At 41.4% G+C, this 11,897-nt stretch carries 11 protein-coding genes; 6 read left to right on the top strand and 5 right to left on the bottom strand.

What is annotated here, in order from left to right; translation table 11 throughout:
* The first annotated feature begins 28 nt into the window (after positions 1–28).
* Entirely contained in the window at positions 29–232 is a 204-nt protein-coding gene (locus tag NSS81_RS11670; RefSeq protein ID WP_342433662.1) for a hypothetical protein, read from the top strand.
* A 23-nt stretch (positions 233–255) separates the two neighbouring features.
* Here the strand turns inward: NSS81_RS11670 and nosZ are convergent, their stop codons facing one another.
* A complete protein-coding gene (nosZ, locus tag NSS81_RS11665) occupies positions 256–2,124 on the bottom strand; it encodes a Sec-dependent nitrous-oxide reductase (protein WP_342433661.1) in 1,869 nt (622 codons plus the stop codon).
* Between the two features lie 24 nt (positions 2,125–2,148).
* Complete coding sequence (locus tag NSS81_RS11660) at positions 2,149–2,586, bottom strand: cytochrome C (RefSeq protein WP_342433660.1); 438 nt, start codon at positions 2,584–2,586, stop codon at positions 2,149–2,151.
* A 364-nt stretch (positions 2,587–2,950) separates the two neighbouring features.
* Between NSS81_RS11660 and NSS81_RS11655 the strand changes: the two genes are divergently transcribed.
* On the top strand, positions 2,951–3,685 hold the full coding sequence (locus NSS81_RS11655) for a Crp/Fnr family transcriptional regulator (RefSeq protein WP_342433659.1): 735 nt from the start codon (positions 2,951–2,953) through the stop codon (positions 3,683–3,685).
* Between the two features lie 57 nt (positions 3,686–3,742).
* Here the strand turns inward: NSS81_RS11655 and bshB2 are convergent, their stop codons facing one another.
* The 3 genes from bshB2 to pdxK all read right to left on the bottom strand — a co-directional run bounded on the left by bshB2 (position 3,743) and on the right by pdxK (position 5,940).
* Complete coding sequence (gene bshB2, locus NSS81_RS11650) at positions 3,743–4,414, bottom strand: bacillithiol biosynthesis deacetylase BshB2 (protein ID WP_342433658.1); 672 nt, start codon at positions 4,412–4,414, stop codon at positions 3,743–3,745.
* A 27-nt stretch (positions 4,415–4,441) separates the two neighbouring features.
* Positions 4,442–4,792 carry a YojF family protein gene (locus NSS81_RS11645; RefSeq protein ID WP_342433657.1) on the bottom strand — a complete coding sequence of 117 codons (351 nt, stop codon included), beginning with the start codon at positions 4,790–4,792 and terminating at the stop codon, positions 4,442–4,444.
* A gap of 305 nt (positions 4,793–5,097) precedes the next feature.
* Entirely contained in the window at positions 5,098–5,940 is an 843-nt protein-coding gene (pdxK, locus tag NSS81_RS11640) for a pyridoxine/pyridoxal/pyridoxamine kinase (protein ID WP_342433656.1), read from the bottom strand.
* A gap of 492 nt (positions 5,941–6,432) precedes the next feature.
* On the opposite strand from pdxK, the gene fdhD reads away from it, so the two are divergent.
* The 4 genes from fdhD (at position 6,433) to NSS81_RS11620 (ending at position 11,808) form a co-directional block, all read left to right on the top strand.
* Positions 6,433–7,194, top strand: coding sequence for a formate dehydrogenase accessory sulfurtransferase FdhD (fdhD, locus tag NSS81_RS11635; RefSeq protein WP_342434004.1), 762 nt, complete (start codon positions 6,433–6,435; stop codon positions 7,192–7,194).
* Between the two features lie 90 nt (positions 7,195–7,284).
* The gene (gene fdnG, locus NSS81_RS11630) at positions 7,285–10,260 is read left to right on the top strand and encodes a formate dehydrogenase-N subunit alpha (protein WP_342434003.1); all 2,976 of its coding nucleotides are present in this window, start codon (positions 7,285–7,287) and stop codon (positions 10,258–10,260) included.
* Positions 10,260–11,090, top strand: coding sequence for a 4Fe-4S dicluster domain-containing protein (locus NSS81_RS11625; protein ID WP_342433655.1), 831 nt, complete (start codon positions 10,260–10,262; stop codon positions 11,088–11,090). The genes fdnG and NSS81_RS11625 overlap by 1 nt, the downstream gene beginning before the upstream one ends.
* Complete coding sequence (locus NSS81_RS11620; protein WP_342433654.1) at positions 11,083–11,808, top strand: cytochrome b/b6 domain-containing protein; 726 nt, start codon at positions 11,083–11,085, stop codon at positions 11,806–11,808. The genes NSS81_RS11625 and NSS81_RS11620 overlap by 8 nt, the downstream gene beginning before the upstream one ends.
* The last annotated feature ends 89 nt before the right edge of the window (positions 11,809–11,897 follow it).

Raw genomic sequence — 11,897 nt, 5'->3', positions numbered from 1 at the left:
GGAGCGGAAGGCGCGAGACTCCTCGAAAATGCTACCGCATTTCCTTCGTGCGGTGCAAATTCAAGGAAGCTTATTCAATGTCCTGCGGGAGTACGGGGCTGGGGAGACCCCACAGGCGCTAAAGCGCCGAGGAGGCTCCCCGGCACGCCCGCGGAAAGCGAAGCGCCTGGAGCTCCAATCAACAGCCAAGTTCACAGAGCTAAAGATTAAACGGAGAAGGGTATCAATTTAATTAATTGATACCCATCACCAGCATTAGTTCTTCGGTTTTACAAGGAAGTAGCCGGTCATTTCTTGGTGCAGTGCTGAACAGAAGTTTGTACAGTAAATTGGGAAAGTACCAGCTTTATCAGCAGTGAATGTGATGGTATTCGTTTGACCAGGTTGTACCTCAATGTTTAAGTCATAACTGTTAATTGCAAAACCATGGGTAATATCTTCATCGAAGTCCGTATTTGTCAGATGGATGGTTACCTGATCGCCTTCATTTACTTCGATTACGTCAGGACGTTTAGCCTTTGAGTCAAAAATGAATTTTGAGCGCATCGCAATACCGTAAACATCTACTTTATTGCCATTTCGTACTATTTTGGCATCTTCTTGTTTGTAGGTAGCAAGCTTGTTCTTTTCATCTTTCGGATAAACTTCGATTGTTTTAATTTTGTCTGCCTTAATCATTTGTGCATAGTGCGGTTCCGGGTTAACCGGTGATGATTGAATGACCTTCATTTTTCCGCTGATATCAATTAATTGCATCGATTCTGGATGAGAAGGACCAACAGATAAATAGGTGTCTTTAGCAATCTTATTTAAGGCAATTAACCATTGTCCATCAGGTGAAACCGTGTCACCTTCGGCAGCAACAGAATGTCCTGGAGAATATTGAACCGGAACACGGTCTAATGTTTCGCCCGTTTTTGGATCCCATTTAACAATCTCGGAAGAAATAAACATTGTTGTGTAAGCCATGCCTTTGTCATCAAATTGAGTGTGAAGCGGTCCAAGAGCATTTTCAGGGTTTACTTCTCTTTCCATTACTGATTCATACTTTAAGATTGGAATTCCGTTCCGTTCACCTGAGAAGTCTTGGTTTTTAACGGCTTCAAACGCTTTTTCAAAAGAAAATACAGTCATTGATGGAGCCAATTTTCCTGAAGCGATAAAGTGCTTTCCATCAGGGGTTACGTCAACACCATGCGGTGATTTCGCAACCGGCACAAGGTAAATTCCGCCTTTATGTTTTTCAGGGAAAATCATTTTTTGACCAGTTACATCGTCATACTGTCCGTCCTTCACCATTTGCTCAAGCTCTTTCCAGTTAAAAAGAACAATGAAGTCACGGTCTGCCTGTGAAGCATTGATTTCAAGATTGGTTGTTGCTTCCTCTGTGTTATAGGTTGTCATGACAGCCCAGTCCGCTGAACTCTTTTTGCCAGCATCAGAAAGATCATAAGACCAAGGCGGAAGAGCAACTTGGTAACCAATATTTAATTTTGTATTTTCCTCGTCAAATGTAACCGCAGACATAACACCACGGTACTTTGTGCTGTAGTCATCAAGAGATTCATATTCTTGTCCAAGTGGAACGGCAAATCGTGTTGGCAGGAACATATACTCCGTATTTTCCGTAACGAAGGCCGCACAGTGAGGTCCGCTAGTATTCGGTACCTTTAAGATATCCTTTGTTGTAAAGGTTTCAAGGTCCATAACCGCTGCACGGCTATTTCCGACATCGGTTGCAAACATGTATTTACCGTCATAATCGCCATTAGTTTCTGAAAAAGCCGGGTGGTGAAGGTCTCCCCATGTATAGCCCCCCATCATTTCCTTAGAATGCTCATCAAATCCATAGCCTGTTGCTGAGTCTTGAGAGAATACAGGAACGGTTCGAATTTGACGCATCGAAGGAACACCGTAAATAAACATTTGACCAGAGTGCCCGCCTGAAGCGAATAAATAATAATCATCCTTTTCACCGAAAGGAACATAAACTTTTTCAGCATCACTTTTGTTAGTTGCAGAGGAAAGTTCAGAATTCGTATTCTTTGAGAAATCTGCAAAACTAATCGTTGCAGCAACAAAGCCTGCCATTAAACCTGAAGCAATTGGAATCCATTTTTTCATTTAGTTACACCACCTTGTTTGTTATTATTTTTCAGAAGCCTGATTGAGCATTTCTAAAACTTTAGTAAGTTCATCTTCTGTTAATGGGCTACCGTCGATTACGCTGGACATAACCGCTGAAGTTGGTTCTTTTAAGAATTCATCAATTGGCTTGCCATGCTTATCTTCTACGCCTTCAAAGGCCTTTGAAAGGTCTGGGCCTGTTGCACCGCCTTGTAAACCAAGGGATTCAACAGCGTGACAGCCAAGACAGCCTTTACTGTTTAGGATGTTATCTGCATCAACTGCTGCTGTTTCTGGTTCTTTCTTTTGCTCTTCAGTTGGAGTTGCCTCTTCAGTTGCTTCTGTTTGAGCTACTTGAGGCTCTTTAGCAGAATCGTCTAAGATCACCCCAAACACTAGGTATCCTAGACCAAATCCGATTATTATACTTGTGACAAAGCTGATAATTGCCTTCTTCATTCTTCCCCCTCCTTCTGTCGAATTTACAATCATATCCTAGTCTGTAATCCAATGTTGAAATGTGATGTTTAGCACATTTGAAGGCGTTTGTGTGAAAATTTTGTGAAACCCCTTGTCGCCAAAAGGGTTTAAAAAGATGAACATTTTGTGAAATTTATCACTACAGGAAAATGGAAGATTTATTAAAATGGAGATACTTACTAGAAGACATGGAATTGTAGGCTGTATAAAAGATCATGTTGATTTTGATTGGAGCGGAAGGCACGAGACTCCTGCGGGAGTACGGGGCTGGGGAGACCCCACAGGCGCTTAAGCGCCTGGAGCGGAAAATCAATAGACCAACAAGCAAAAAGGAGGGAAGAAGATGTATGAACTGTTAGAAGACAGACATATGAATATTCAAGATGTCAAAACAGAGGCATTCTTGCGTAAAATTGTTGTTTTTAGAGATTTAACAACAGAATCTATGAATCTCATTATTAGGAGAATCCAGACATTGTCTTATAAAAAAGGGGAACATATCATTTTTGAAGATGAGGTTGCCAAGGGAGTATATTTTGTCCATTCGGGGACAGTAAAGCTGACAAAGCAGGATGAGAATGGGAATGAAATTATCGTATGTATCAAGCAAAAGGGAGATGTTTTTGCTGAAGCTTGTTTATTTTCTAGGACCTCCGAGCTCTATCCGGCGACAGCAACAATGCTCGAAGACGGTCAGTTGTTCTATTTGGATAAACTAGAATTAGAAAAAGGGATGCATGAATATCCGGAACTTGCTATTGAAATGATTCGCTACATGAGCGATGCTCTCCGAGAAAAAACCTCAACATTGAGAGATGTGGCCTTACTAGATGTCTATGCGAAAACGATTAAAACGCTAGAGCGGCTAGGCAATAAATTTAACAACTCAAAGACTAGATGGAATATTGAAATTCCTTTGACGATTCAAGAATTTGCGACTGTGGTTGGAACCTCGAGAGAAAGTGTAAGCAGAGTGTTTTCTAAATTGAAAAAGCAGGGGATCATTGAGATGAAAACAAGGAAAATCATCATCCTTGATTGGTGTACGCTTTGTACTCTGTTAAAACCAAACTATTAAAAAAAGGCTGACCTTAAGCAGTTTTACTGTTAAGGTCAGCCTTTGGTTTACTTACCGTTAATTGGTAAATTTGTAGGTCCAAAACCGTTCGTTATTAATCCAGGCCATCATTTGCGGGTCCTGGTTTTTTAATTTTTCTGCGATATCTCCAAACATTTGCTCCGATTGGGAGCGGTGTGCCTGAATGGCAGCCAGCTTAATGTTAGCAACAGGACTGATATTATTAATGATGTCTGCCTCACCGAGTGCTTGGATACAATCATTTGAAAATGCTACACAATGCAATTTGGGCCTTGCGGCGGCAGGGATTCTTTCGACTGCCCTGACGACGGCCGCACCGGTCGCATCGTGATCCGGATGAACGGAATAGCCGGGATAAAAGGTAATAATTAATGATGGATTTACATCAGCAATTAATGCGGACATAGCATTTGTCAGCTTTTCGTCATCCTCAAATTCAACCGTTTTATCGCGGTATCCAAGCATCCGCAAGTCTTGAATCCCTAAAACGCGGGCAGCCTCTATTAATTCTTCTTTTCGTATTTTCGGGAGGTTTTCTCTATTAGTAAAAACAGGTTTCCCCATGTTGCGTCCCATTTCCCCTAATGTTAAGCAAGCATAGGTAACAGGGGTGCCATTTTTTACGTGGGTTGCGATTGTCCCCGAAACCCCGAAAGCTTCGTCATCCGGATGAGGGAAGACAACCAAAACATGCCGTTCTTTTTCCATTTAACATTCTCCTTTCGGGTTTATCTCTTACTCAAATGGTGTGTGGCTAAGTTGTAGAGCGACTGCCAGTTTGCCGTTGGAATCATGGCCAGCCAATAATAATCGGCCTTCTTCGTCTACCTCGAAGTGGGTAAGTCCCTCTGCATAAATCCAGCCGAGGTTTAATTTTAAACCAACGCGATATGGGTCATTACCAGTAATCTTTCCATGCTCATACTTAACGAGGGCATTGCGAATATGGGCCCCAGCATTAAAGAATTTTTGATCATGGTGGGATGCATAGGCACCATTTGTGGTTTCGAGATGCAGATAGACATCCTGGTTGGCGAAACGGTTAATTTCTTCTTGAACGCTTTGATGGTTTTTTATTGGGTCCATGGTACGTGCCTCCTTTCCCTTTTTGCAGATAAGAATCTATAAACTAGTGTATTTAATAATGTAACTATCATACTAAAATCAGTTGGAAAATGCGAAATTCAAGCTTATATAATAAAATTTGCCTGTTGATTGGAGCTCCAGGCACTTCGCTTTCCGCGGGCAGTCCGGGAGCCTCCTCGTCGCTTCGCTCCTGCGGGGTCTCCCGTGACTTGCTCTTCCCGCAGGAGTCTTCGTGCCTTCCGCTCCAATCAACTATGAGTTTATAGCAAATAAAAAAGAGCCAATTTCGGCTCTTCAACTGTTTATTATTCTTCGCAATCGTCGCAGTACTCCGTTACTTTTGAGGCGCTGCGGTAGGCACCATGCCAGGTTGGACCGACATATTCATTTAAACAGAACCCTTGGCTGATTGCTGCAGTGATAAATTCCTTAGCGACGTCTACCGCCTCATAAACAGATTTACCCTTTGCCAACTCTGCTGTGATGGCAGAAGAATACGTACAGCCGGCACCATGTGTATAGGTAGTCTCTAATTTTTCAGACTCATAAATCTGGAATTCTTCCCCATCATAAAGGAGGTCCACTGCCTTTTCTTCCGTTAATAGCTTACTACCACCTTTAATCAAAACAAATTTGGCACCCATATCATGGATTTTAACTGCGGCAGCTTTCATATCCTCCAAAGTGCGGACAGGTCCCGTTTGCGCTAATTGGCCTGCCTCAAAAAGGTTTGGTGTAACCACCGTTGCACGTGGTAATAAAAATTCGCGCATAGCATCGACGGTTTCTGGATGTAATACTTCATCCTCACCTTTACAAACCATAACCGGGTCAATCACCACTCGGTCCAGTTTATTTTCATCAATTACTTTTGCAGCTAATTCGATGATTTCGACGGTACCAAGCATCCCTGTTTTCATGGCATCGATACCAACAGATAGGACTGTTTCTATTTGAGTCTCGAGAGTTTCAATGGCAATAGGAAAAACATTATGATGCCAGTTGTTTTTTGGATCCATCGTTACAATCGTAGTCAATGCTGTCATTCCGTATACACCCAGCTCCTGGAACGTTTTCAAATCAGCTTGGATTCCAGCACCGCCGCTTGTATCAGATCCTGCAATCGTCATTACCTTCTTAATTGTCATTATGTATTCTCCTCCTTAGCTGGTACATGAAACACTATTTACTATTATAAAACAATCACGGAAATATAGTAATTTTTTTACCAGACAAGTCCTCCGCTTTTCTATTTTTGTCAGAAGAATGACAATTGATGGTTATTACGCTGATAACCTTCTTTTCGTGATAAATGTTACTTCCTAAAAGACGTTGGCCATCGTACGATGGAACTATAAAAGCGAAGAACTACTAGTAAATAGGACTGAAACCGCTTACGGATGTGCAGTTTTTAACTTATATACAGTGGAAAAGTTGTCGATTCACAAAAAGTACAACAAAAGGACACAAATTTGTCGGAGGATTGTCAATGTCTTGGCAGTTATACCTTTTTAAATTGTTATAAATTTAAAAAGTATCATTCTTTCAATTTTGTTGTGATAAATATCGCTGAAGGGTATATGGTAGCAAAATTACAATAGGTACACCATGAATGTGAATTCATGAAAGGGGTGAAAGCGATGATCCAGAAAGGCTGTCCTGATGAATATCCAATTAGCCTAGTGGTAAACGGATATGAAATAGCTGTGTTTCAATTAACAAAACACAATCTAGTAGATTGGGCATACGGTTATTTGTTTTCTGAAGGGTTTATTCAAACGGCAAGTGAAGTAGAGTCTGTAATTTTTAGCGAAGAAATGGGAAGCATCCATGTTACTCTTCTGAATGGATTTAATGAAGAAGAGATGTTTTCGAAAAAGAAGCACTACACGGCAGGCTGTGGACGCGGTGTGACGTTTTTCTCAATGACAGATGTTAAAAATTTTGAAAAAGTATCAAACGGTACTAGCCATAAATTAAGTTATTTATTGAAGAAAAGAAGTGAATTTGCTCAAAATTCGCCCTTATACCTTGAAACAGGCGGAATGCACGGTGCCTGTATTATTGACGAAGCAGGCAGCATTACAGTCCGGGAAGATATCGGGCGTCATAATGCCGTGGATAAGATCATTGGTTATGCACTGCGAAATAGTTTACCTCCCGAACGGTTAGTTTTGTTAACAACCGGAAGGGTTTCATATGAAATGCTCTCCAAAGCAGCGAAGTTTGGTTTTCCTATCATAGGATCTCGAACAGCTGCAACTAAGCAAGCAGTCCAATTAGCAAAATACTTAAATATTGAGGTAATTGGCTATCTAAGAGGGAAAATGGCAAATATTTATACCTCAACAGGAAGAGTGCAGAATGACCTAATCAAAGAATCTGCTGTAGAGATGCATTGAATTTGAAGGGGGTATTAAGCAACAAAAAGCTAGACTAGAGAAATGGGATATTCTATTAAACTTTGGGAAGGAGTTTGAGAAATGGTTGAAATCAACTTAAATCGCCGACAGTTTTTGAAGTTGTCCGGTGCCACTGCAGCAACCTTGGCCGTAGTTGAATTAGGCTTTAATGAAAAAAAGGCCCACGCTAGTACGAAAGAGTTCAAGATTGCTTCATCAACTGTTACACCTACCATCTGCTGTTTTTGCGGCGTTGGCTGTGGAATTTTAGTTCATACAAAAGACAATGAAGTGGTTTATACGGAGGGGGATCCGGATAACCCAATTAACGAAGGTAAATTATGTAGTAAAGGTACGACAATTAGACAATTGTATACTTCTGAAAAACGAGTAAAAAAACCTTTATATCGTGCACCAGGAAGCAGTAAATGGGAAGAAAAAGAATGGGAATGGATGTATGAAACCATTGCCAAGCGCACAAAAGAAACACGTGACAAAACATTTGTCGAAAAAGAAGATGGCTTGATTGTAAATAAGACTGAGGCGATTGCCAGTCTTGGTGGAGCAGCTCTTGACAATGAAGAGTGTTATCTGCTGGCGAAAATGATGAGAGGGCTTGGTGTTACCTATTTAGAGCACCAGGCACGAATATGACATAGTTCTACGGTTGCCGGTCTGGCACCTTCATTTGGACGTGGAGCAATGACTAACCATTGGAATGATTTGCAATATACGGATTGTGCATTGATTATGGGCGCAAACCCTGCTGAAAATCATCCAATAAGCTTTAGATGGCTGCAAAAAGCAAAGGATAAAGGCGGAAAGATTGTTAGCGTGGATCCACGTTACACAAGAACCTCGTCAATGTCTGATGTTTATGCACCGCTTCGCTCAGGAACGGATATTCCGTTTGTCGGCGGGATGATTAACTATGCGCTAGAAAATAATCTTTACCACAAAGAGTATGTTGCTAAATATACAAACGCAAGCTTTATCGTAAAAGACAGCTTTAAATTTAATGATGGTTTATTCTCAGGATATGACGAAGCAAAACGTGCTTATGATAAAACACAATGGGCATGGGAAACAAATGAAGATGGAACACCAGTGAAGGATGAAACATTAGAACATCCTCGTTCCGTATTCCAATTAATGAAAAAGCATTACTCGCGTTATAATGTTGATGCAGTTACTTCAGTAACAGGGACATCAAAAGAAGACTATTTAAAGGTTTGTGAAACATTCTGTTCAACAGGTCAAGTAGGTAAATCAGGAACGATTTTGTATGCGATGGGAACAACACAACATACTGTTGGCACCCAAAATGTTCGCGCTTTCGCCATCATTCAGATGCTTCTTGGAAATATCGGCCTTCCAGGCGGAGGAATTAATGCAATGCGCGGTGAATCCAATGTTCAAGGTTCAACCGACTTTGCACTATTGTATGATACAATCCCAGGTTACCTGGCAACACCAAAAGCAATTCCAGAGCATGCCACACTTGAGGGCTATAATGCAAAGGAAACACCGAAAACAGGCTATCAAAGTAATAAACCAAAATTCGTTGCCAGTCTTTTAAAAGCTTGGTATGGTCCGAATGCAACAAAGGATAATGAATTTGGCTATCAAAATCTGCCAAAAGGTAATAAAAACTACTCACACATTAACTTGTTTAATGCGATGTATAAAGGCGAGCTAGAAGGAGCGTTCCTATTTGGTACCAACCCAGTTGTCGGCGGACCGAACGCTGGAAAAGAAAAAGAAGCTCTTGGAAACCTTAAGTGGTTAGTAGCAGTTGATCTTTGGGAAACTGAATCATCAGCCTTCTGGCAAAAAGAAGCTGGCAGCGACCCATCTAAGATTAATACAGAAGTATTCTTCCTTCCTGCATGTTCTTCTTATGAAAAAGAAGGAAGCATATCTAACAGCGGCCGTTGGATGCAGTACCGTTGGCAGGCAATTAAGCCATTAGGTGAGTCAAAAGCAGACTTAGAAATTATCCATGAGCTTGCGACAAGAATTAAAGCACTTTATAAAAATGAAGCAAGTCCTGCTTCAAAAACAATCAATGCTCTTTACTGGAATTACGGTGAAGGACATCATCCGGATATTGATTTAGTTTGTAAGGAAATCAACGGCTATGATGTAAATACTGGTAAACAGGTTGCCGGCTTTGGTGCTCTTAAAGATGACGGGTCAACCTGCTCGGGTAACTGGATCTATTCTGGTTTCTATCCTGAAGAAGGAAAAAATCGTGCGAAAAACCGTGACAACAAAGATACAGGCATGAGTAATTACCTGAATTGGGCATTTGCATGGCCAGCAAACCGCCGAATTATCTACAACCGTGCATCAGCAGATCCAAGCGGTAAGCCATGGAGCAAGGATAAAGCAGTTATCTGGTGGGATGATGTTCAAAAGAAATGGGTTGGACATGACGTACCTGACTTTGTTCCAACAAAAGCTCCAACAGATCCAACAGGAACCGATCCGTTTATCATGAACAAGGATGGAGTAGGCTTACTGTACGCACCAACATTAAATGACGGTCCGTTCCCTGAACACTATGAACCATTTGAAAGCCCGGTAGCAAATCCTTTTTCAAGCCAAGAAATGAATCCAGCGGCTGTTGTAATTGAAGGAGACTTCAATAAACGTGGATTCAAAGCGGACTTCCCGATTGTTGCTACAACTTACCGCGTTAGTGAGCATTGGCAATCAGGTTCAATGACCCGTAATCAGCCATGGCTATCAGAGCTTGTACCACATATGTATGTGGAAATAAGTGAAGAATTAGCAAAAGAAAAAGGCATTAAGAACAAAGACAAAATTCTTGTAAGCTCTGCACGCGGAGAGGTAAAAGCCTTCGCCATGGTGACTAAACGTTTTAAACCTTATACTATAAACGGTAAGAAGGTTCATCAAATCGGAATGCCATGGCATTTTGGATACAAGGGAATCGCAACTGGGGATACAGCAAATCGCCTGACACCTCATATCGGGGATGCAAATACAACCATACCTGAGTATAAGGCATTCCTATGTGACGTAAGGAGGGCTGACTAATGGCTACTGAATATGTGAAATATGTCGATGTTACCAAGTGTGACGGCTGCCGTGCCTGTATGGTAGCTTGTAAAAACTGGAATGACCTTCCAGCTGAACCGCAGGATTTCTTAGGAAGTGCCCAGTCACATACCAAGACAACTGCCGATACTTGGAACGTTTTACAATATATCGAGCATGAAGATTCAAAAGGAAATCTTGACTACCTTTTCCGTCACTCTACCTGTTTCCATTGTACGGATGCAGCCTGTGAAAAGGTTTGTCCGGAAAATGCAATCAGCTACACAAAGTTCGGCACCGTTGTCATTGATCAAGATGCCTGTGTAGGTTGTGGGTATTGTACGCAAAACTGTCCGTTTGAAGTTATTTCTCTTAAAGAATATAAGGATAAAAACGGTAAGGAATACAGAAAAGCACATAAATGTACACAATGTACGGACCGTATTGAGGAAGGCCTACAGCCAGCTTGCGTTACAACTTGTCATACAGGTGCAATGGAGTTTGGCGATCAAAAGGCAATGATCCAAAAGGCAGAACAACGTGTCAAAGAAATTAAAGGACGTTACCCTAATGCCATGGTTTATAACCCACAGGGAGTTGGCGGTACGCACACGATTTATGTATTAGCAGAAAAGCCATCTGTCTACGGATTGCCTGAAAACCCAGTTGTTCCAACATCAGCTGTCCTTTGGAAGGATTATGCACAGCCACTAGGTAAGATGATGATTGGTGCCACAACAATGGCAGTTGTCGGAGCATTTATTACTAACAATATTATCAGTAAAAAAAATAAAGGAAAAGACGAAGACGGAGGTGAAAGCCATGAGTAATCAGCAGAAGCCTACAGTAAAAGTAAGACGTTTTTCTAAAGCCTTTGTTTGGGCACATGGTGTTAACGCCATATCCTTCTTTGCCCTTTATATCACAGCATTACCAATGTACACCGATTTCTTTAATTGGTTATATCCGGTACTAGGCGGACCTGAAGGTGCACGTTTACTTCATCGGATTTTCGCAGTAGCGTTTATTACGCCAACGTTCATCTGGGTAATTTGGGACTTCAAGGGCTTTAAGCTTTGGATGAAAGAGCTTGTTACGTGGAAAAAGAGGGATATTGGTTTCTTTACTGAATTTGTTAAAGAACTGTTCGGATTCAAATTCAAACATATTAGACAATCATTCTTTAACGCAGGTGAGAAAATCAACTCAATCATCCAAATTGTTACAGCGTTATTGATTATTGGCTCTGGATTCCCAATGTGGTTCCCTGAATTCTTCCCTAGGGCAGTCGTTCAGTGGGGATACTTCCTTCATAACGTAGGCTTTGGTCTTGCGATTGCAGTAGTAGTTGGCCATGTCTACCTTAGTGTAGTTCACAAAAACTCTCGCCCTGGTTATTCAGGCGTTATTACAGGGGAAGTACCAGCTTGGTGGGCAAAAGAGCACTATCCTGACTGGTATGATGAAGAAGTAGCAAAAGGCAACTTCCCTGACCTAGATGATCCAAAAGGCCATGGTAAAGGCAAAAACAAGAAAAAAGGCGCATGATTCAGCCTATAGGGTAATCTAATAAGTAGAAAGGCTGTCTGTAATAGGACAGCTTTTCTGCTAAATAAAGTTAAAGAGGTGTAACAGCG

Origin of the sequence: Neobacillus sp. FSL H8-0543, from assembly GCF_038592905.1 — a bacterium.
In the GTDB taxonomy this organism is placed as follows: Bacteria; Bacillota; Bacilli; order Bacillales; family Cytobacillaceae; genus Neobacillus.
This window is presented reverse-complemented; position numbering and strand designations above follow the sequence as displayed.

Coding starts and splice junctions, on each gene's coding strand:
- NSS81_RS11670 (WP_342433662.1), top strand. CDS start 29: ATGCTACCGCATTTCCTTCGTGCGGTGCAAATTCAAGGAAGCTTATTC.
- nosZ (WP_342433661.1), bottom strand. CDS start 2,124: ATGAAAAAATGGATTCCAATTGCTTCAGGTTTAATGGCAGGCTTTGTT.
- NSS81_RS11660 (WP_342433660.1), bottom strand. CDS start 2,586: ATGAAGAAGGCAATTATCAGCTTTGTCACAAGTATAATAATCGGATTT.
- NSS81_RS11655 (WP_342433659.1), top strand. CDS start 2,951: ATGTATGAACTGTTAGAAGACAGACATATGAATATTCAAGATGTCAAA.
- bshB2 (WP_342433658.1), bottom strand. CDS start 4,414: ATGGAAAAAGAACGGCATGTTTTGGTTGTCTTCCCTCATCCGGATGAC.
- NSS81_RS11645 (WP_342433657.1), bottom strand. CDS start 4,792: ATGGACCCAATAAAAAACCATCAAAGCGTTCAAGAAGAAATTAACCGT.
- pdxK (WP_342433656.1), bottom strand. CDS start 5,940: ATGACAATTAAGAAGGTAATGACGATTGCAGGATCTGATACAAGCGGC.
- fdhD (WP_342434004.1), top strand. CDS start 6,433: ATGATCCAGAAAGGCTGTCCTGATGAATATCCAATTAGCCTAGTGGTA.
- NSS81_RS11625 (WP_342433655.1), top strand. CDS start 10,260: ATGGCTACTGAATATGTGAAATATGTCGATGTTACCAAGTGTGACGGC.
- NSS81_RS11620 (WP_342433654.1), top strand. CDS start 11,083: ATGAGTAATCAGCAGAAGCCTACAGTAAAAGTAAGACGTTTTTCTAAA.